We start from the raw sequence: 19,099 nt of genomic DNA on the forward strand, positions 1-19,099 counted from the left end.
GCTAGCCCGCCGGCGGTTTGCCGTCCGTACCGGCGCGATCGTTGGTGTGCGGATATTCGCACCGCCATCGCACTGCAGTCCATTTCGGATGTTCGCCGACCCATTGTGCGATGTAAGGCGGCGCGGCCATGGCGCATTGCTGCAGCGAACCGCTCCAGTTGAACACCAGATGCTGCTCCTCGCAGGTGGCGGGCGACAGCACGGCGCATACAGTGACGATCAGATCAATCGGGTTCATGCGCGATCCCCAGGCGTGCTCACGAAATAGATAGCACGACGGAATACGTAATCAGCCAGGTCAGGGTTTCACAGGCCCGTGACAAGGCTTGGGAACCCGGCTCTAGAAATTCAGACCGTACACCAGCCGCGCCTGGTGACGCTCGAAATTGACCAGATCGAGGGCGGCATTGCTGCCGGCCCGCTGCCCCCAAGCCTGCACGCTCCAGGTCGCGGTCAGACGCGAGCGCTCCGAGAGCTGGACATAGGCAGTGGGACCGATGAACAGCGCCTGCCCGGACAGTTCATCCAGACCGATCCCCTCATACTTCCTGAAATAGCGCGCTTCGCCGCCGATCAGGATATCGGGCCTCACCTTGGCCATCAGGCCAAATGCGACACCGATCGTGGCATCCTGCTCTGCTGTGCCGTTGCGTGGGATGCGAGTCCATTCCGGCTCATAGCTGACGTTGAGGGCCGCCACTGCAAAATTCGGGATCACCTCGCGGTCGAACGCCACCGTGAGTTGGGTGCCGTAGCTGCGGACTGCCGCAGCCGTCGTCTCGTCGACGCGGCCAGCGCGTGTCTCCAGCGCCACCGTCATGCCGAAGGGCGCCGCCTCGCGCTCGAGAAAGCGATAACGAAAATCGACCGAGACGCTCTGCCACGACAGCTGGCGGCGATCGTCAAAGCTCGGGACGCGGTTGATATCGTACGCGCTGAACGACGTGCCGAGCTCGACACGAAAATTCGGCGCCGGAACGAGCTCGAGCTCCATTTCCTGATTGAGCGCGCGGTAGCGGCCGCCATCCTTGGCAAAGCGCCCGGTGCTCTGGCTCTGGAACTCACGCTCGCCGACGTCGCCCACATCGGACCCGATCATGAAGCCGAAGATGTGCTCGGTATCAAAACCCTCGGCGTAGGCGCCGAGCGGCAGCACCGCTGCGACGCCAGCAATCGCCGCGCACAGCACGCCCACCCAACGCCCTCGCTTGATTTCGAAACTCATCGTCCCCGGACCACCGCCTCAAGCCGCACTGTAGGACAAAGCAGGACAGCCCGCCAATCGCGCAGGGGGTCTCGATTTCAGCGTGTTGTGGGAAGTATCTGCGGGAATTTCGAGCGGCAGCGTCGCGCCGGCGAAAGACGCCTGCCGCGGCTCGATGCAGCAAGCTGCACGAGCCGGGCAGGCTGTCTCGCGTTACTTGTCTCGGATTACTTGCGCGCTGCGCAGGCGTACATGTTGATTTCCATGCCGACCGGCACTTCGACGATCTTCGGTGTTTTCCAGGCCATTTCCTTCTCCCAAGTCTAAGTTGGCGCAAGCGTCGCGCCGCGCGGCAAGCTAGGGCTGGCTGTTCCAGGGCGCAAGCCGGCCGGGTAAGGACCCGACTTCGCTGCTGGGCATGCCGAAACGGACGACGGCTCGCTGACGTCCGCCCGGCTTTGAAACGACTGGGAAACCCCGACGCTGATCTGTCAGGCATTTTCCGGCTGCAGGGCGGCGACGCACCAATAAGCAGACCCGATTGCGCCGGCCGAGTCTTGCCCAAGAGCGAAATCGCAACTTTTTTTGTTATGCGCGAAATCCTGCATCAATAGGCGGAATCCGCCCGACACAATTCGCGGGCTCGGACCTATTTGAGCAGGCGCAGCAGCGCCCGCCCGGCGCGCGACTTCAACTCCTTCGCATCCAGCGTTCCGTCCTTGTCGGGATCGGCGGCCTTGAACCGCTGCTCGACGACCGCGAGATACTCGTCGAGCGTCAGGGTGCCGTCGTGATCTGGATCCGCCTTCGCCAGTTCTTTCGCGGTCAGCCGTCCGCGCAATTCGCGGATGTCGAGCGTGCCATCATGATCGGGATCGAGCTTCGCGAACAGATCGGCGGCGGCCTTCTTGGCCTCGGCAAGGTCGACCGTGCCGTCATTGTCGGGATCGAGCATCTTGAGCGCGCTGCCACCACCCGATGCGGCGAGAGCGGGACCCGACAGCACGGCAACAGCCAAGGTCAAAGCAAGCGATCGGCGCGAAATCATCATTGGTCTCCCTTGAGTGCCGCTCCGGCAAGGATACGGAGCGCGCCCTGCGATCGAAGCTACCATAGCAGCTTCGATCAGGCTTCCCACAGCCAGAGCAACCAGCGAGACCTGTCGGGTTTCGGGTGGAATGGGACTACCTCACAGATCAACTCTGGCGTTCGGCAGATGGCATCGCACCGGAACAAGCGAGGTGACCCATGAGCGATATTTGCAGGACCACGTTGGGCTGCCTCGTTGCGCTCGGTCTGACGGCACCTGCGTCCGCGCAAAACAGGGCCCCTGCCCCATCGGCAGAGGCTGTCCAGCAGCGCACGCTAACCGGCAAGGAGCGGCTCGGACGCAAATGGACCGACGAGCAGCGCATCGACAATTGCAATGTGCCGCCGGACAAGCGAGGCACCAAGCCACGTCCGAGCGCCTGTCCGCATGCGCCGTCGAGCTGACCGAACCGTTCGCGCTGCGGCATACCGGCGAGTCACTCATGGCGTTCTGTATTCCATGCCACGGTAAGCTACGGGCGCATCAGCAAAAACCTGAAGCTTTCGACCGGCCTCCGGAGACTGACTGGGGTTCGTTCACGTTTTCGTATTGACCCGTTTTGGTTTCGGGGGGATGGTTCCGTCCGCAACGTCAGGAATAGGCGTGCGGAAAAGGTTCATTGGGAGGATATGATGAGACGCATTGCGCTGGCCGCAAGCCTCGTGATTCTTGCATCTTATGGTGCAAGCGCTCAGACCAACGAGCAGTTGGTCAAGGGTGCGACTGATACATCGAACGTTCTCAATTACGGAATGGGCTACAATCTTCAGCGCTTCTCGACGCTGAACCAGATCAACAAGGACACCGTCAAAAATCTGGTCCCGGTCTGGAATTACAGCTTGAACGACGACCGCAGCGAGGAATCGCAGCCGCTCGTCTACCAGGGCGTCCTTTACGTCACCACGCACAATGCCACGATGGCGATCGACGCCAAGACCGGCAAGCAGATCTGGAAGACCAAGGTCGAGTACCCCGCCGAGACGCCACGCATCGTCTGCTGCGGCATCATCAATCGCGGCGCGGCTCTGTATGACGGCAAGCTGTTCCGCACCACCCTCGACGCCAATGTGATCGCGCTCGATGCCAAGACCGGCAAGGAGCTGTGGCGCGAAAAGGCTGCTGACATCAAGGAAGGCTACTCGATGACGGTGGCGCCGCTGGTCGCCGACGGCGTCGTGATCACCGGCATCTCCGGCGCCGAATTCGGCACCCGTGGCTTTATCGACGGCTGGGATCCGGCGACCGGCAAGCGCCTCTGGCGTACCTACTCGATCCCGACTCCGGACGAGCCCGGTGGCGACACCTGGAAGGGCGACACCTGGAAGCTGGGCGGCGGATCGACCTGGATCACCGGCTCCTATGATGCCGAATTGAACACCGTGTATTGGGGCATCGGCAATCCCGGACCGTTCAACTCTGCGGTGCGTCCGGGCGACAACCTCTATACCTGTTCGGTGCTCGCGCTCGATCCGAAGACCGGCAAGATCAAGTGGCACTACCAGTTCTCGCCGAACAATCCGTTCGACTATGACTCGGTGGCCGAAATGGTGCTCGCCGACATGAACGTCGAGGGCAAGCCGACCAAGGTGCTGATGGATGCCAACCGCAACGGCTTCTTCTACGTGCTCGACCGCACCAACGGGAAGCTTCTCGCGGCCAATCCTTATGTGAACGTCAACTGGGCCACCGGAGTAGACTTGAAGACCGGACGGCCGATCGAGACCGACGTCGTCAAGGATGCACGTGAGGGCAAGAAGGTCACGGTCTACCCGTCGATCCTCGGCGGCAAGAACTGGGAGCCGATGTCGTTCAATCCGCAGACCGGCCTCGCCTACGCCAACACGCTCGCCTTCGGCGGCCGCTACAAGTCCGAGCCGGTGACGTTCAAGCAGGGCGAGTGGTATCTCGGCATGGACCTCACCGATCCCTGGGAATGGGGCACCGGACCGCGCGGCCATCTCAAGGCGATCGATCCGATGACCGGCAAGGCGAAGTGGGAAGCGCCGAGCGATATTCCGCGCTTCTCCGGCGTGCTCTCCACCGCGGGCGGCGTGGTGTTCTCCGGTCAGCTGACCGGAGAATTCGAGGCGTTCGACGCCGACACCGGCAAGAAGCTCTGGCAGTTCCAGACCGGCTCGGGCATCGAAGGACAACCCGTGACCTGGCAGCAGGACGGCGTGCAGTATGTCGCCGTCACCTCGGGCTATGGCGGCGTCTATTCGCTGTTCTCGGGCGACGAGCGGCTTGCCAAGGTCCCGCCCGGCGGCTCGCTGTGGGTTTTCGCGGTCAAGAACTGAGCGCGGAGCACACGTGATTGAAAGAGTAACCCTGTTGACGGCGGCGATCTTCGCCGCCGTCGCGGCGGCCTTGATCACGTTGATCCCGGCAGCCGCACAGCAAACCAGTGCAATCGACCTTCAGGGTCTGGCCGACCAGGGCAAGGTCACCTACGCCAAGAACTGCTCGCATTGCCATGGGCCCAACATGGTGAACTCCGGCACCATCACGCCGGACCTGCGCGCGTTTCCCGACGACAAGACGCGCTTTGTGACCACCGTGAAGCAAGGCAAGAACGGCAAGATGCCGCCCTGGGCCGACATCCTGAGCGAGCAGGAGATCGCCGACGTCTGGGCCTTCCTGGCGAGCCGGAGGCCCCAATGAGAGCCCTCCTGCCGGGCGCCGCGACAGCCTTGCTTCTCGCCATGACGGCGGCAGCGCATGCGGCCGGCGAGCCGCTCAAAGTATGCCTCGATGAGGATCTCCCGCCGTTGTCGGTGCATCATCGCGGCAAGCCGGATGCCGGCTTCGACGTCGCACTCGCGCAGACCATCGCCGAGCGGCTCGGACGGCCGCTCAAGATCCAGTGGTTCGAGAGCAAGCTCGACGAGGATTCGAGCCCCGCGCTGGAGGCCAATGCGTTGCTGTCGGACGGCCGCTGTTCGCTGGTCGGCGGCTACGCCCTCACCACCGACTCGCTGAAGGCGCCTGGTGTCGCGACGGCCAAGCTGCCGGACTTCGATGGCGCCACCCGCGACGATCGCCGCAGGCGGATTCCGATCGGGGTGCTGGCGCCAAGCCAGCCCTACATCTATTCGCCGATGACCGTCGTGCTCGGCCCCAAGGCCAAGGACCGGGTCAAGGACCGCAAGATGACCGATATCGGCGATCTCGCCGGCCTTCGCCTGACGATCGAAAGCGGCACGCTGGGCGATGCCATCCTGATGACCTTCGACAAGGGAAAGCTGATCGAAGACATCACCCACCTCGTTCCCGGGCGCAGCGACCTGCTGGGAGAGCTCGAGCGCGGAGAATTCGACGCCACGCTGCTCGATCTGCGCCGGTTCGACGCCTACCGCGCTGATCATCCCGACACCAAGATCGCGGCCTCCGGCTATTACTATCCGATCGGCGCCAACCGCGGCTACGTCGCTCTCGAGACCGACAAGACGTTGCTGGAGGCTGTCAACAAGGTGCTGTCCGACCTGCAAGCCAAAGGCACCATCGCCGAGCTTGGCAAGGCCGCAGGCCTGACCTGGCTCGCGCCGCGCGAGCCAATCATCCTCGGCGATGTCTGGCTGACGATCCTGAACCGCTGAGCCGCTCGCCGCGGCCCTGCTATTTCAGATAGTTGGCCAGGTTCATGCTCTGGATCTTGGCGATCGCCGAATAGGACGCCGTCAGCTGCGCCTGATAGGTCGAAAGCTGCGCCGTCACCGCCGCGACGTCGACGCTGGTGAGGTTGGTCGACAGGGTCTTGGCGAAATTCTGGTAGTCGCTCTGGTTCGTGCTGGCGGTCTCGATCTGCGACGCCGAGGTCGAAAGCTTTGCCTGCACCGTGGACGTTGCATCCAATGCATTGCTGGCGAGGTCGAGCGCCTGCGAGATATCGCTCGACGACAACGTCGTGCTGTTGCCGACGTATTTCAACAGCCGCATGACCTGCTCGAAGGCAGGATTGTCGGCGGTAACGCCATAGGAAACCGACTGGCTGTCCGAAACGCGCACCGACGCGATCTCGCTGTCACCCTTGTAGTAGCTGGTGTCTGATGACGTCAGCGAGCCCGTGCCGGTGTCATAGCTCGACAGATCCACAGGCGCAGCGTCGGTGCGGGCGCCACTGAAGACGTATTCGCCGTCATACTGGGCGTTGAGCAGCCCCTGCATCTGCGAGATCGCCTGCTGGGCATAGTTGATCACCGATGCCGTCGCCGTGCTGCTGCCGGTCGTGGCGGCGCTGAGCTGGGTCCGAAGCTGCGTGATGATATCGGTCACCGAGCCGACCGCCGAATACATCGCCTGCACCTTGTTGTCGGCGAGATTGCTGGCATCGATATAGGACTGGGCTCGTGTCACCGAGACCTGCAAATTGATCACGCGCCCGGCGCCTGAGCCGTAACCGCCGAAATCCTCGGATTGCAGCCCGGAGGACTCCTGCACTTGCTCATTGGCCATCACCGACTGCACGCGCAGCGCGCTTGATATCATCTGCTCCGATTGCGCGAAGGTGGCAACACGCATCATCATGACAACGCCCTCACACTCAGGCTGCGCTCATTGCGGTCATCAGCGCCGAGAACATGGAATTGATGGCCGTAATGATCTGGGATGCGGCAGCGTATTTGTTCTGCAACGCACTCAGATTCGCGCTTTCCTGGTCAATGTTGACGCCGGACTGCGACGACAGCGAGCTCGCATAGGTCGACTGCGCGGTCTGCTTGGACGTATAGGTTGCCGACGCCTGGGTTGCCTTGCCGGCGACGTTGGCAACGATTGCTGCCGCATAGTCGGTGAAAGAGCCGGTGGTGGCGCCCAGCCCACCCGCCATCGCGAAATTGGTCGACCCCGTCAGCGCGCTCGAGAGCGCATTCACCACCGCCGCCGAGCCCGACGACAGCACCGAGTTTCCGACCGTCAGCGCGGACGACGCATCGAGCGTCGCCGTCGGCAGCGTGGCCGTGCCACTCAGGATGTCGCTGCGCACCGCGATGTTGGAGGCGCTGGTCCCCGTGATCAGGTCGTTGAGCCCGAAATACTGGGACAATCCCTCACCGCCGACCGAACTCGTCATCTGGTTGATGGCGATGCCATTGCCCGAGCCGGTCGCCGAGATCGACAAATGTCCGTTGGCATCGACCGATGCCGATACGCCGGGGATGGTGTTGATCTTGGCGGCAAGAGCCCCCACCGTGGAATACGCCGATAAATCGATATCCTGATACGATACGAGATTGCCGCTCTTGTCGGCGACTGCGATACGCACCGTGCCGGTGCCCGCGAACGATGTCGAATTGCTGACAGTCGCCGTACCGGTCAGGCTCGTCGGTGGCGGCACCGCTGTGCCCTGGTTCGAGACCGCATTCACACTCGAGGCCAGCTGCTGGGCGAGCTCGTCGAGTTGCGACTGCGCGGCCGGCAAGGTCTGGTCGCGCAGGGTAATCAGGGCGCTGACTTTGCCGGAGGAAATCTGCGAGGTGATGTCGACCCCGTTGACGGTAATACCGCTGAAGCCGCTCGACGATCCCGCACTATACGTCGTTGATGCCGTGACACCAGGGAGCGCCGTGTAGCTCAGCGGGTGCGCCGTGCTGTCGACCAGCGCCTGCCCGGAGCCGGTATAGACCTGCAGATCACCGCTCGACGTGGTGAAGTAGCTCACATTCATCATCGACGCGAGGTCCTGCAGCGCGCTGTTGCGCTGGTCCTCGAGATCGGCGGTCGACTGACCAGCGGCCGCTTCCTGCTTGATCTGCTTGTTGAGGTCGGAGATCTGCTGCAGATCGGAATTGATGTCGGTGACCGACGAGGCGATGTCCTGGTCGGCGTCGGAGCGCAGCTTCTGGATGCCGCTCGAGGTTTGCTGCAGCTGATTGGTGACCGCGGCGAGCGCGCTGACGGCGTTCGATTGTAGCGAAGCGCTGCTCGGCGTGCTGGCGAGCGAGGACAGCGCCGACTCGAATGCAGCGATCGTGTTGGCCAGCGAGGTGCCCGTCGTGGAGCTGTTGCCGCTCGACGTGCTGCCATAGAGCTGCTGGAGCTCGGTCAGATAGTTGTTGTTGGTGTCGGCGGCGCCGAGATCGGAATCGGCTCCGACCAGCGACTTCAGGAGCAGCTTGTCGACCGCGCTGGTGATCCCCGAGATCGTGACGCCGGTGCCAACACCGCTGGTGACGCTGCTGCTCTGGTTGGCAGTCTTCTCAGTATAGCCCTTGGTGTCGGCATTGGAGATATTGGCCGAGGCTACGCTGATCTGCACCTGCGTGGCAGACAGCCCGCTGAATGCGATGCTTCGTGCGATATCGAGCGACGACACGACCCACTCCCTCCGGCGCCGGCGCGATCAGGCCCGCACGTTGGCGCCATAGGACATCGCAGATGTGACGCGACGGCCGCCGGCCCCGTAAGGCGAGACGTTGGCGATCTGCTCGCGGATCGCCTGCATGATCGCCTCGATCCTGCGGTTGCTGGCATCGATCGCCGCGCGCAGCCGCATCACGTTCTCGTCCATCGCGACCCGAAGCTTCAGGATCCGATCCATCAGCTGCTCGCGCAGCAGGCGATCCTGGACGTTGAGGTTGGCGGTCTTGCCGACGGCCTCCGCCACGCACTGCTCGAACAGCGTGGCGAGGCGGTTCTTCTCGTCGACCTGCTTCAGCCGCGAGGCCGGCAGGCCCTTGGCGAGCTCGACGTTCTCCTCGTTCACGATCTCGATCAGATCGTCGATCAGTGCGATCAACGACCTGGCGCGCTCGTCATTGCCCGCGGGATTGATCTTGATGTTGCGTTCCGGTGTCATGTCATCGCTCCCGTTCAAGCTAGTGTCCGCGACGCAGGGCGCGAACCGATTGTGCGCTGCGCCCATACGCGGTGATTGCCGTTACCCGGACCGAGGCCCGATTCAGTTCCTGGTCGAGCCGCGCGCACTCGCGCATCAGCATGTCCCGCAACGCTCCGACGTCGTCGAGCAACGCAGTGAGCTGCGCCCGATCGTCCGGCCGAACCGAGGCAGCCCTCGCCTTCAGCCGCTGAAGCCTGACCAGCAGGCGATCATTCTGCTTTTCAGTCATCATCGCGACACCGCCGAAATCAGCGTGTCGAACATCTTGTTGACGGTGGTGATGACCTGCGACGCCGCCGAATAGGCCTGCTGCGCCGAGATCATGTTGGAGAACTGACCGCTGGTGTCGGTGGTGCTCGATTCCAGCTCGCTGCCGTAGATCGTGCCGGCGCCGTTGGCCCCCGAGGTCTGCAGCGTGGCATTGCTGGAGGCTGCCGTCGCGGAGTACAGGCCATCGCTGGCCGCGCTCAATCCGTTGGGGTCGCTGAAGGTCGCGACCGCAATCTTGTAGATCGCGATCGTCTGCCCGTTGGAGTAGGTCGCATCGACCACGCCCCCCTTGCCGATCGCGATGCTGCTCAGCTTGCCGTAAGGCAGACCGTCCGACGTGATGCTCGTGAGGTCGACGGAAGGCGTGGTCTGGCCCGACGAATATTGCGTGAGACCGTCGGTTTTGCCGGCCGTGCCGAGATTGAGCGTGATCGCCGTACCATTGGCGGTGGAGCTGTCGGCCGCGCCGTCCTTCCAGCCGGTGATCGAGATGGTCGGCGGACTCGGCACCGTCGAGGCGAGCGAACCGTCGGGATTGAAGGTGATCGCCACCGTATCGGTGATCGCGTTGGCGCTGGCCGTGCTGGAGTTCGACGCAAGCTTCGGCTGCTCGAAGCTGGCCTGCCAGGCATTGTCGGCGGTCTTTTTCCAATCGATCTGGATCGTGCTCGCCGTACCAAGCGAATCGTAGACCGTCATCGAGCTGTTGAACGTCGCGCCGATGGCAGCGTCGGCCGGCAGATTCGCCGCAACGGTGGTCTTGGTGGTGGCACTGCCGCTGGTCGAGGCGACCTGCGTGTTGATCGGACCGAGACTTGCGGCTGAAGCATTACCGATGATGTTGCCTTGTGCGTCGGTGCGCCAGCCCTCGAGGTAATTGCCGTTGTTGACGAGATAACCCGAGTTGTCGGTGGTGAACGCACCGTTGCGCGTATAGGAGGTGGTGCCGCCGGTCGTCGCGTTCGTGGTGACGAAGAAGCCGCTGCCCTGGATCGCAACGTCGGTAGCGTTGGTGGTCGCCGCCAGCAATCCCTGCTGGGTGATGTTGGCGCGGCCGGACACCGTGACGCCGCCGGACGTGTACGAGGTGGCGCTGTTCGACGCCGTCACCAGATCTTCAAACATCGCCGACGTGGTCTTGTAACCCGTGGTATCGGCGTTCGAGATGTTGTCGGAAATCATTGCCAGCGACTGGCTCTGCGAATTGAGCGCCGAGATCGCCGAGGAAAGTGCACCAGTAAGACTCATGATAATACTCCGGAAGCAATCAGGACGTGACGCCGATGATGTTGGCGGCGCTGACGGGGACGCCGTTCACGAGCAGCGAGGGCGTCGAGCCGGAGGCATCGATCCCGGTCACCGTTCCGGTCATCGTGGTGTAGCTGAGCAGCGAGTTTCCAGCGGAGTCGGTCGCGGTCACCTGGATCGTGTACTGGCCGCCATTGCTGAGCTGGGTGCCGTTCGTGGTCTGGCCATTCCAGGTGAAGGTGTTCGAGCCCGCGTTTCCGGTCCCCTTGCCGCTCCACACCGTGTTGCCCGAGGAGTCCTGGATCGCGATCGCGACGTTGGAAGCAGCTGAGGTGAGCGAGTAGCCGAAGGTCGCCGAGCCGTTGGTCAGCTCCGCCGTGTTGGTCTTCGCCTCGACGGTGTGGCCGATATAGTTGACCGAGTTGAGCGTCACGAGGCTCGAGAACGAGCTCGCGAGCGACGTCATGCTGGCGTTGGTCGACTGCTGCTCGGTGAAGTTGGCGTAGGAGGTGAGCTGATTGATGAAGTCGGTCGTGCTGGTGGCGTTCAGCGGATCCTGATTTTGCAGTTCGCTGACGAGCAGGTTGAGGAAATCGGTCGAGCTCATCCCCATCGACGCGCTGGTTGACGAACTCGACGACGAGCTCGAGGCGGCGGAGGCTGCAGCAGAGGTTGCCGAGGAAACGGTCATGACAAGGCTCTCTTCGTCGCGGGCTAGGCGACGGAACGCGGTGAAACATTGGGATCGTGAAGTCGTTCGCAGATAGAACGGATGACGCGCCGATTTCAGGCGCGGATTCGTCCGCCCGGAATCACTTGATTAATCGGCAGAATTTGCCGATCGGCCGCGGCCCAGTGGCGCGCAAATGCGCGCGCAGGCCGACCCACCGCGGACGGGCGCGGAGCGCTGCAAAGGAATGCGGAGACCTTAGAGCGAGAGGCTGATCGGCAGGTCCGGTTCGCCGAGCATCAATGCCGGCGGCGCCAATGCTGGCAACAGGCAGAGGGCCAGCAACAGTGCAGGCAGCACCTTGCCTTGCTGTGCGGCATCGCCCGGAGCTTGCGCATCGTTCGGCTGCTCCTCAGACGGGGTCGGCTCCGGGGCCGCAACTTCGGGCAGTTCCTTCTGGGGCAGTTTCGCCGCCGCAGTCACGATGCGGTCGACAAGACCCTTGGGTGCACGAACCGGCGGCGCCGTGAGCGCCCGGCGTACCGCGCTCGCCTGCTCATAGAGCGTCCGCGCCTCGACCGAGGATGCGAGCAGCTGGACGGCGGCAAGACGTTGATCATCGGGCCAGCGGGACAGATCCTCCCCCAGCCGGTCGATCAGGTCTTCGAATGTCGCAACGTCCATCCCGCGCGCAGATCCAGCCTCGTCGCCAAGGCTGTCATAAAGCATTCGCGAGACGGCGGAAATCAATTTCCGCCGCCGTAACGTCAGGTCCAGCATGGCGCTCACCGAGCGGCCTTTTTCCCCAACAGGACGCCCGCCCAAGCGCCCTGCCCCCTCCCGGCGAAACGGGGTTCGCCGGCCGATTCGCCCGCTCAGCGGCCGGTGGCTGATTCGAGCGTCTTGTCGAGCATCCTGGCCTTGGCGGCCTTGCCGGCGGTCGCCTCGACGAACTTCCAGGCGTCGCGGAGTTCCGTCAGGCTGGCAATGATGCGCCGGAAATTCTCCCTGGCATGCGGCCGGCCGTAGGAGCGCAGGCACGCCATGATCAGGGCATTGTAGGTCCGGAACAGGCGATCGGCCATCGCGCCGCCGCGGGTGACGTCGAGATGGTGGCTCAATCCGCGCAGGATCGCGGTCGCCCGCGTCAGATAAGTGTGCCCTTCCTCGAAGCGCTTCGCCTCGTGCGCATCCAGCGCCTTCTGCAGCAACGTGATGGCGCCGTCGCACAGCATCACCACCGCCTTCAACGGCGGGACCGCCACCGCGGCAGATCGATAGGCATTGTTGACAAGGTAGGCCGTAGCATTCTGGGTCATTATTTACTCGATGATGCGTTCAGGAGGGCACTCAGGTAGCCCAGCGTGTTGTTCGCGCTTTCGATGGCGGCCTGATAATTGGCGTATTGAAGCTGCAGCTGCGCCTTGAACGTCGCCGCATTGCTCTGGATGTCGCTGACCTGGGACTGCAGATCGGTATCGCGCGACTGCAGGTTGGTGATCATGGTCTGTAGCTGACCGCTGGTCCCGGAGTTGGTTTGCGCGAGCTGATAAAGTTGTGTCGCAATCCCGGACGACGACGTCACGCTGATCGATTGCGAGGTCGAGCCGGTGTAGGTGAATGCCATGCCGGCGTAGATCGTGCCCGAATTGCCGATGATGGTGTTGCCGACCACCGAAAAGCCGGAACTGTCGCCGCCGACCGAGGCGCCGGTCAGCGTGCCGGTCGAATCCACCGTCACATCGAGCGTGAACGATTGCGGCGACGTGCCGGTGTTGACGACGTTGAGCTGGCTGGACGAGGTCGTCGTCTGCGCGGACAGCAGCTTGGTGACGCCGGCCAGGTTTTGCGTCAGCACGGTCGATAGCGTACCGGTATCGAGCTGCAGCTCGTTGTTCTGGTTGAACGACAGGCCGAGGTCAGCCATCGTCATGCCGCCGACGGAGCCGCTGAGCACCTGCTGAAGCTGGGTCATGATATCGCGCATCGTGCTGTCGCCGAACAGCACCGCGCTCGATGCGGCGGTGCCGTCGGAATTCTGCGCGGACTGCGCGATCACCTGGTCGCGAAATGCGTTGTAATTGGTCACGAAGGTCTGCAGCGCCGAGGTGATCTGGCTGGTGTCGGTCGAGATGCTGATGTTCAGGCTGGTGCCGCTCGGCGTCGGCTGCAGCAGGTCGAACGTGACGCCCGAGAGAACGTCGGAAATATCGTTGGTGTTGCGGGTGAGCGCGATGCCGTCGAGGGTGAATTCCGCGGATTGCGCCTTCTGCAACACGTCGGTGAACGCCCCCGAGGTGTCGGTGACGCCGAGCTTGTTCAGGATGTCGTCGCCGGATGTCGATGAATAGGTGATGTTTGCGGCGTCCTGGGTCCCCGTCAGAACCATCTCATAGGACCCGCTCGACACCTGGACGATGGAGGCCTGGACATTGGTCGCCGAGGTCTGGGCGTTGATGGTGTCGACGATATCCTGCATCGACATGCCGCTGGTGATCGAGATCGCCGTGCTGCTGCCGCCGGCGAGGCCCAGCGAAAACGTCCCGGAGTAGCCGAGCGCAGTGGAACTGCTCGACTGCGGAGTGCCGATCGCCTTCTGCGCGGTTGCGAGCTGCGTGATCTGGAGCGCGTGATCGCCGGTCGCCGAGCCGCTGTTGACGCTCATCGACAGCGCCGAGGAGGCGCTGACGTCGCCGGTGGACGAAATCGTCGCCGAACGTGTGGCGAACGCATTGGTAGCGATCGAGTTGATGATCGACGTGCTGAGCGACGACAACCCGGTTGCCAGCGTCGACAGCTCGGTCTGTAGGGACTGGTAGGCCGTGACCTTGGCCTGGTTGGCGGTAATCTTGGTGGTGATCGTGGTCGCCGCCGTGAGCTTGGCGTTGACTTCGGCATCGATCAGGGCAGTCCAGTCGATACTGGCCGAATTGGTCGTGCCGGTCGTGGTCACCGTGCTCGCAGAGCTGGCGGAACTCGACGATGTCGCGCCTGATGTGCTTGAGGTGGCGCTGCTAACCGTCATGTCGACACCTCCGCCATCGTGAGAACCGGGCCCGCACGATGCCGGCCCGATCTATCGTTCGAATTAGCCGAGCAGCTTCAGCAGGTACTGCGGCATCTGGTTGGCAGCGGTTTCCGCCGACACAGCGGCCTGGGTTTTCACTTCGGCCGACGACAGCGTCGCCTGCTCCGAAGCGATGTCGACGTCCTTGATCGCCGAATTCGCGGACTGCAGGTTCTGGGTCTGGGTCGAGATCGAGTCGGCGCTGAAATTGAAGCGCGATTCCTGGGCACCGATCTCGGCGCGGGCGGACGACACGGTGTCGATCGCGCTGTCGAGGGCCGACATTGCGCTGGTGGCGCTCGACAGGCTGGAGACGTCGAGCGAGGTCACGCCGAGCGAGGACGCCGTCAGGCTGGTCAGCGTGATCGTGATGGTGTCGGCCGAGGTCGAGCCGACCAGCACCGAGACGCCCGAGGAGAACACGCTCGAACCGTCGAGCAGGCTCTGGCTGCTGTAGCGGGTGCCGGAGGCGATGGAGTCGATTTCGCCCTTGAGCTGCGTGAATTCCGAGTTGATGTAGGCGCGGCTGGAGTCGGCCACGGTGCCGGATGCGGACTCGGAGGCCAGCGACTTCATGCGGGCCAGGATGTCCGAGATGTTGGACGCGCCGCCGTCGGCGGTCTGCAGGATCGAGGTCGCCTGCGCTGCGTTGGTGGCAGCCTGCTGCAGCGTCGTGATGTCGGAGGAGATGCGGGTCGAGATCGCGAGGCCAGCCGCGTCGTCGGAAGCGGAGGTGATGCGCGAGCCGCTCGACAGCTTCGACAGCGCGCTGGTTTCCTGCTGCGAGTTGATGTTGAGGTAGCGGACCGCGGAGTTGGCAGCTGTGTTGGTGGAAATTGCGGGCATGAGTAGCTCCTGTGCTGATGGGGCATGGCATGCCGCATCGTGAAAAAGAGAGGTGACGCGGATCCAGCCCCCGTCCGACCGATCAAACGGGTCGGCCGCCGGTGGTCAGGCGCGAAATCTTCAGAAGCCGGAATTTATGGTTAGCAGTCGGTAAACGCGCCGCGCAGGTCGCGCTCATGCCGCTTGAGCAGCTCGCGCAGCTGTTGCCGCCCGCGCTTCAGCAGAGACTCGACCGCGGCCACGGTCGTATCCATCACCTCGGCGATCTCGCCGTTGCTCATGTTCTCGTGGTAGGAGAGGATCACCGCGACGCGCTGCTGCTCGGGCAGCCGCTGCATCGCGAGCTCCAGAAGATTGCCGATCTCGTTGCGCTCGATGACGGTAGAAGCGTCGAGCTGGGTGTCGGCGACCTCGGGCACGACATCGACATTCTCGGTGCGCGGCTTGCGACGCAGATCGATGCAACGGTTGCTGACGACGCGATAGAGCCAGGTCGAGAACTTGGCGCGGCCATGCTGCCAGCGACCGCGGTGCGTCCACACCTTCAGCATGGTGTCCTGCACCACGTCTTCGGCATCGGCGGCGTTGCCGACGATGCGCAGCGCGATCGCGTAGGCGCGATCGACATGGCGTTCGACGAGAGCACGAAACGCCGCCTCGTCGCCGGCGGCGAGGCGGTCGAGCAGCTCCTTGTCCTCGTCCTGGATCTCGACGGTGTCGAGCGGGCCCGCATCGGCAACGGTGGGGACGTTGCTCCAGGGAGCAGCCGCTTCGACCGGTGCAGCCGCGGCCGCCGTGGCCTCCACCTCGACCGCTGCCATCACATCAAGCGCGTAACTCATCCGCCGCTCTCCAACCAACGCCGCAAGCACACATCGCATGCGGCTTCTGAGCGTTGAACGGAGGGGTCGAGTAAACCAGGCGAATTTTTTTCGTTATTTTTCAAATGCTTAGCTGGATTTTTTTGCCGACCGCCCGGCAAAAGCTGCCGCTGCGCGGAGGCGCAGGGAAAAGTTCGACGGAGTCTGGAGCAGTCGTTCAGCATCGCCTCGCATTCCCGCGGGAGAGTTCGTCGCGCCGGAAAACGCTGTTGTCACATCAACTAACGCCACGCGAACACATGCATGCGCGCAGCATGCGAGTGATCCATCGCCGTTGGTCGCCATCTTGCATTCGACGATTGCGACTAGGCAATTTTTTCCGAATCACCATTTCGACGTTATCGGATTTTTTGAATCTGTCAGTCGCGAAGCGCGCGTTTTTGAATCGCGCATCAACTTTTTTGAATCATCGCGCCTGATTTGTCCCACGCAGGCGTTCAACGCATGAGGACTGGCGGGAATTTTGCGCATGACGATCATGACAGTCGACGCAACGCGTCGAGCGCAGAATGTTTCTGCATGTTCATTCGATGTTTTCGATACATTTCTGTTGCGTGCCTGCACGACGCCGGATGGCGTATTTGAAAGGGTTTTTCAGCTTTCCCGCATTGCTGAAAAATTTCCGGACATGTCCGTCAGTTTCGTTCAGCATCGAATCCAGGCCGAAGCGCGCGCGCGCAAGCTCGCGCTGGAGCGGTGCGGCTCCACTGAAGTGCGCATCGTCGACATCTATAAGTACTTTCCGTTCAGGCTGTTCGGACTGAGCCGCGATGCGTTGGGCGATCTCGCGCAGATCGAGTTCGAAGCCGAGCTCGAGCTGTGCCGCCCCAATCCGGAAATGCTCGAGCAATATATGGACATGAAGCGCGGCGGCTTTCGGGTCGGCTTCATTTCCGACACGTATTGGAGCACCGATCAGCTCGCGCAACTGCTGCGCTCCTGCAGCCCGGGACTGACCTGGGATTTCCTCTATGCATCCTGCGATCACGGCTCTGGCAAGAGCGAAAAACTATTCGAGGCCTATCTCGCCGAGCAAGGCATCGATGCGGCGAGCTCGTTCCATGTTGGCGACAATCACAACGCCGATATCAAGGGCGCCCGCCGTCACGGCATCCGCCCGCGCTACTATCCGCAGGCCAGTGCACCGTTAGCGGCGAAGTTTCAGCGCGAAACCTCGATCTTCGAATTGCTTTGTCCCGATCAACCGTCGCGGCTCGATTGCGGCGCCCGCACGCTGCGGCGCGCGGTGACCGCACGCAGCGCGGAGCATTCTCCGGCCTTCAACCTCGGCGTGACCGTGCTCGGCCCGGTGATGGCGGCGTTCGACGCTTTCATCGAAGCGCGCCGCGCTGCACTGGCGCGCGAGGGCGCGCGCGTTGCGATCGGATTCCTCGGCCGCGACGGTTTGCTGCCGTATCGCGTCTGGCGGGCAAGCCATGGCGAGACCGGCGCCTATGTCGAGATCAATCGTCGTGTCAGCCTGGTCGGGTCCGCCGATACGCTCGAACCTCTCAGCGAGCTGTTGAGCCGGGTCGTCAAGATCGACGCGGCCACCTTTGTCGATATCGTCAAGGTGCAGCCTCCGGCGGTGATGAAGTTCTTCGCGCAATATCCCGACGGCATTGCGAGCGGCCGCGAACTCGCCGACACCCTGCCCGATCTGATGGACCCGCGCGAAATCACCGACATCGCTGCCGGTGTCCGCACCCGCCTGCTCGCATATCTTCGGGCGAAGATCGCGGATTTCGACGGCTGCACCGACCTGATCCTCGTCGACCTCGGCTATTCCGCCAGCGTGCAGAAGTCGCTGCGGCGCATCTTCGATCGCGAAGGCATTCGCATCCGCCTGCATGGCGCCTACCTGCTGACGCTTGATGATGCCTTCGACGACCTCGCCGACAACGACACCGCAGAAGGCCTGATCTCGGATCGCATCGTCACGCCGCACGTCAAGCGCATGTTGATCGGCAATGTCGCGTTGCTGGAGCAGCTCTGCTGTTCCGATGAAGGATCGGCGCGGGACTACCGCGGCGGCGAGGTGTTGCGCGAGGGCGATCAGCGCCCGACCGCTCAGCTGGCGCTGGCCAACGAGGTGCAATCCGGAACGCTGGCCTATGCGTCGCGCGCCCGCGAGCTTGCGCCGCACTATGCATTGCATCCCGACGCCGATCCCGTCGTTGCGGCACGTTGGGCCGCCGCCGTGCTCGGACGCCTCCTGCTGCTGCCCGACGATGATGAACTCGTGCTGCTCGGCTCCATCAAGCATGACGTCAACCTCGGCACGCAGGCGCTCGCGCCGCTGCTCGACGCGGGCTTCATCAATGATTGCATCGTCGCCCGCGGCCTCTTGACCGCCTGCACGGCGCCGGCGCCGCCGATGTGGCTGGCTGGCAGCTTTGCCGCGTTGTCGCCCTCGCACGCCTATCTCTACACATTGTTCGGCGCCAATCGGCTGCCCGCGAACGTGTTCGGCGAGGCGCAATGCGGGACGCTGCGGGTCGGCCTGTTCGGGCCGGACGGCCAGGCGTCGCTGGAAGCCGTCAGCGTCTATCATACCGGGCTCGGCGACCTCCGCCTGCGGATTCCATTGTCGCGCCGCATGGCGGTTGCGACCATCGCGCTGCCGCTGGCAAAGCTCAGCCGCGCCGGAATGCTCCACGGCATCACGGTCCAGTACGGCGAAAGCGCTGCGAAGGCTGCGGCGAGTTCGAACGTGAAGACGATCGCGGAGGCACGGCTGATCGATGCCGGCCTCGAGAGGAGCGGCCGTCAGTTCCGCGCCACCACCGAGGACGGCATGCTGTTGATCCCGGTCGATAGCTTCGAGGACGATGTTGCCATCTACACCGTCGCGCTGACTGCCCTCGACCATGACCGCATCCTTGCGGTCGAGGACCGCGACGGTAACCGGGCTCCCTCGGCCACCCTGACCTGGCGCAGCGCCAACGGTGCGCAGACAGCCAACGGCAGCTGATTTGTCCGCCTGAT

20 protein-coding genes are annotated in these 19,099 nt (G+C 63.2%); 5 read left to right on the forward strand and 15 right to left on the reverse strand.

Annotated features, from left to right (window positions below):
- Nucleotide 1: 1 nt before the first annotated feature.
- From ACVIGB_RS16030 to ACVIGB_RS16045, 4 genes are all read right to left on the reverse strand, one after another.
- Complete coding sequence (locus ACVIGB_RS16030; protein WP_176529972.1) at nt 2–238, reverse strand: hypothetical protein; 237 nt, start codon at nt 236–238, stop codon at nt 2–4.
- Between the two features lie 102 nt (nt 239–340).
- Complete coding sequence (locus ACVIGB_RS16035; RefSeq protein WP_456721895.1) at nt 341–1,225, reverse strand: hypothetical protein; 885 nt, start codon at nt 1,223–1,225, stop codon at nt 341–343.
- A gap of 206 nt (nt 1,226–1,431) precedes the next feature.
- Nucleotides 1,432–1,512, reverse strand: a complete 81-nt coding sequence (gene pqqA, locus ACVIGB_RS16040; RefSeq protein WP_009031067.1) for a pyrroloquinoline quinone precursor peptide PqqA — start codon at nt 1,510–1,512, stop codon at nt 1,432–1,434.
- 341 nt (nt 1,513–1,853) lie between these two features.
- Nucleotides 1,854–2,252 (reverse strand): EF-hand domain-containing protein, encoded by a 399-nt coding sequence (locus ACVIGB_RS16045; RefSeq protein WP_456721894.1) that lies wholly within the window; start codon nt 2,250–2,252, stop codon nt 1,854–1,856.
- Nucleotides 2,253–2,452: 200 nt separating this feature from the next.
- On the opposite strand from ACVIGB_RS16045, the gene ACVIGB_RS16050 reads away from it, so the two are divergent.
- From ACVIGB_RS16050 to ACVIGB_RS16065, 4 genes are all read left to right on the forward strand, one after another.
- Nucleotides 2,453–2,698 carry a hypothetical protein gene (locus ACVIGB_RS16050; RefSeq protein ID WP_456721893.1) on the forward strand — a complete coding sequence of 82 codons (246 nt, stop codon included), beginning with the start codon at nt 2,453–2,455 and terminating at the stop codon, nt 2,696–2,698.
- A gap of 228 nt (nt 2,699–2,926) precedes the next feature.
- Complete coding sequence (locus ACVIGB_RS16055) at nt 2,927–4,591, forward strand: methanol/ethanol family PQQ-dependent dehydrogenase (protein WP_456721892.1); 1,665 nt, start codon at nt 2,927–2,929, stop codon at nt 4,589–4,591.
- A 70-nt stretch (nt 4,592–4,661) separates the two neighbouring features.
- Entirely contained in the window at nt 4,662–4,955 is a 294-nt protein-coding gene (locus tag ACVIGB_RS16060) for a c-type cytochrome (RefSeq protein WP_456725161.1), read from the forward strand.
- Complete coding sequence (locus ACVIGB_RS16065) at nt 4,952–5,890, forward strand: substrate-binding periplasmic protein (protein ID WP_456721891.1); 939 nt, start codon at nt 4,952–4,954, stop codon at nt 5,888–5,890. The genes ACVIGB_RS16060 and ACVIGB_RS16065 overlap by 4 nt, the downstream gene beginning before the upstream one ends.
- Before the next feature lie 19 nt (nt 5,891–5,909).
- Here ACVIGB_RS16065 and ACVIGB_RS16070 read toward each other — a convergent pair whose 3' ends face one another.
- From ACVIGB_RS16070 to ACVIGB_RS16120, 11 genes are all read right to left on the reverse strand, one after another.
- On the reverse strand, nt 5,910–6,818 hold the full coding sequence (locus ACVIGB_RS16070; RefSeq protein WP_456721890.1) for a flagellin: 909 nt from the start codon (nt 6,816–6,818) through the stop codon (nt 5,910–5,912).
- Nucleotides 6,819–6,834: 16 nt separating this feature from the next.
- A complete protein-coding gene (gene flgK, locus ACVIGB_RS16075; protein ID WP_456721889.1) occupies nt 6,835–8,604 on the reverse strand; it encodes a flagellar hook-associated protein FlgK in 1,770 nt (589 codons plus the stop codon).
- 27 nt (nt 8,605–8,631) lie between these two features.
- Entirely contained in the window at nt 8,632–9,087 is a 456-nt protein-coding gene (locus ACVIGB_RS16080; protein ID WP_456721888.1) for a flagellar protein FlgN, read from the reverse strand.
- A gap of 19 nt (nt 9,088–9,106) precedes the next feature.
- On the reverse strand, nt 9,107–9,358 hold the full coding sequence (locus ACVIGB_RS16085; protein ID WP_456749161.1) for a hypothetical protein: 252 nt from the start codon (nt 9,356–9,358) through the stop codon (nt 9,107–9,109).
- On the reverse strand, nt 9,358–10,647 hold the full coding sequence (gene flgE / locus ACVIGB_RS16090) for a flagellar hook protein FlgE (protein ID WP_456721886.1): 1,290 nt from the start codon (nt 10,645–10,647) through the stop codon (nt 9,358–9,360). Before flgE ends, ACVIGB_RS16085 begins: the two co-directional genes overlap by 1 nt.
- A 19-nt stretch (nt 10,648–10,666) precedes the next feature.
- Entirely contained in the window at nt 10,667–11,338 is a 672-nt protein-coding gene (locus ACVIGB_RS16095) for a flagellar hook assembly protein FlgD (protein ID WP_456721885.1), read from the reverse strand.
- Between the two features lie 237 nt (nt 11,339–11,575).
- Complete coding sequence (locus tag ACVIGB_RS16100) at nt 11,576–12,097, reverse strand: hypothetical protein (protein WP_338062312.1); 522 nt, start codon at nt 12,095–12,097, stop codon at nt 11,576–11,578.
- 95 nt (nt 12,098–12,192) lie between these two features.
- Nucleotides 12,193–12,636 (reverse strand): flagellar export chaperone FliS, encoded by a 444-nt coding sequence (locus tag ACVIGB_RS16105; RefSeq protein ID WP_456721884.1) that lies wholly within the window; start codon nt 12,634–12,636, stop codon nt 12,193–12,195.
- On the reverse strand, nt 12,636–14,342 hold the full coding sequence (gene fliD / locus ACVIGB_RS16110; RefSeq protein ID WP_456721883.1) for a flagellar filament capping protein FliD: 1,707 nt from the start codon (nt 14,340–14,342) through the stop codon (nt 12,636–12,638). The genes ACVIGB_RS16105 and fliD overlap by 1 nt, the downstream gene beginning before the upstream one ends.
- Nucleotides 14,343–14,405: 63 nt before the next feature.
- Nucleotides 14,406–15,230: a flagellin gene (locus tag ACVIGB_RS16115; RefSeq protein ID WP_029080085.1), complete on the reverse strand. Its 825-nt coding sequence runs from the start codon at nt 15,228–15,230 to the stop codon at nt 14,406–14,408.
- Nucleotides 15,231–15,370: 140 nt separating this feature from the next.
- Nucleotides 15,371–16,072, reverse strand: coding sequence for an RNA polymerase sigma factor (locus tag ACVIGB_RS16120; protein WP_207831563.1), 702 nt, complete (start codon nt 16,070–16,072; stop codon nt 15,371–15,373).
- A gap of 667 nt (nt 16,073–16,739) precedes the next feature.
- Between ACVIGB_RS16120 and ACVIGB_RS16125 the strand changes: the two genes are divergently transcribed.
- Nucleotides 16,740–19,085 carry a hypothetical protein gene (locus tag ACVIGB_RS16125; RefSeq protein WP_456721882.1) on the forward strand — a complete coding sequence of 782 codons (2,346 nt, stop codon included), beginning with the start codon at nt 16,740–16,742 and terminating at the stop codon, nt 19,083–19,085.
- Nucleotides 19,086–19,099 lie beyond the last annotated feature (14 nt).

Source organism: Bradyrhizobium sp. USDA 4341, assembly GCF_054063755.1.

What these genes read in the sequence shown, in the direction of transcription:
- ACVIGB_RS16030 (WP_176529972.1), bottom strand. Translation starts at nt 238, where the DNA reads ATGAACCCGATTGATCTGATCGTCACTGTATGCGCCGTGCTGTCGCCC.
- ACVIGB_RS16035 (WP_456721895.1), bottom strand. Translation starts at nt 1,225, where the DNA reads ATGAGTTTCGAAATCAAGCGAGGGCGTTGGGTGGGCGTGCTGTGCGCG.
- pqqA (WP_009031067.1), bottom strand. Translation starts at nt 1,512, where the DNA reads ATGGCCTGGAAAACACCGAAGATCGTCGAAGTGCCGGTCGGCATGGAA.
- ACVIGB_RS16045 (WP_456721894.1), bottom strand. Translation starts at nt 2,252, where the DNA reads ATGATTTCGCGCCGATCGCTTGCTTTGACCTTGGCTGTTGCCGTGCTG.
- ACVIGB_RS16050 (WP_456721893.1), top strand. Translation starts at nt 2,453, where the DNA reads ATGAGCGATATTTGCAGGACCACGTTGGGCTGCCTCGTTGCGCTCGGT.
- ACVIGB_RS16055 (WP_456721892.1), top strand. Translation starts at nt 2,927, where the DNA reads ATGAGACGCATTGCGCTGGCCGCAAGCCTCGTGATTCTTGCATCTTAT.
- ACVIGB_RS16065 (WP_456721891.1), top strand. Translation starts at nt 4,952, where the DNA reads ATGAGAGCCCTCCTGCCGGGCGCCGCGACAGCCTTGCTTCTCGCCATG.
- ACVIGB_RS16070 (WP_456721890.1), bottom strand. Translation starts at nt 6,818, where the DNA reads ATGATGATGCGTGTTGCCACCTTCGCGCAATCGGAGCAGATGATATCA.
- ACVIGB_RS16080 (WP_456721888.1), bottom strand. Translation starts at nt 9,087, where the DNA reads ATGACACCGGAACGCAACATCAAGATCAATCCCGCGGGCAATGACGAG.
- ACVIGB_RS16085 (WP_456749161.1), bottom strand. Translation starts at nt 9,358, where the DNA reads ATGACTGAAAAGCAGAATGATCGCCTGCTGGTCAGGCTTCAGCGGCTG.
- flgE (WP_456721886.1), bottom strand. Translation starts at nt 10,647, where the DNA reads ATGAGTCTTACTGGTGCACTTTCCTCGGCGATCTCGGCGCTCAATTCG.
- ACVIGB_RS16095 (WP_456721885.1), bottom strand. Translation starts at nt 11,338, where the DNA reads ATGACCGTTTCCTCGGCAACCTCTGCTGCAGCCTCCGCCGCCTCGAGC.
- ACVIGB_RS16100 (WP_338062312.1), bottom strand. Translation starts at nt 12,097, where the DNA reads ATGCTGGACCTGACGTTACGGCGGCGGAAATTGATTTCCGCCGTCTCG.
- ACVIGB_RS16105 (WP_456721884.1), bottom strand. Translation starts at nt 12,636, where the DNA reads ATGACCCAGAATGCTACGGCCTACCTTGTCAACAATGCCTATCGATCT.
- fliD (WP_456721883.1), bottom strand. Translation starts at nt 14,342, where the DNA reads ATGACGGTTAGCAGCGCCACCTCAAGCACATCAGGCGCGACATCGTCG.
- ACVIGB_RS16115 (WP_029080085.1), bottom strand. Translation starts at nt 15,230, where the DNA reads ATGCCCGCAATTTCCACCAACACAGCTGCCAACTCCGCGGTCCGCTAC.
- ACVIGB_RS16120 (WP_207831563.1), bottom strand. Translation starts at nt 16,072, where the DNA reads ATGAGTTACGCGCTTGATGTGATGGCAGCGGTCGAGGTGGAGGCCACG.
- ACVIGB_RS16125 (WP_456721882.1), top strand. Translation starts at nt 16,740, where the DNA reads ATGTCCGTCAGTTTCGTTCAGCATCGAATCCAGGCCGAAGCGCGCGCG.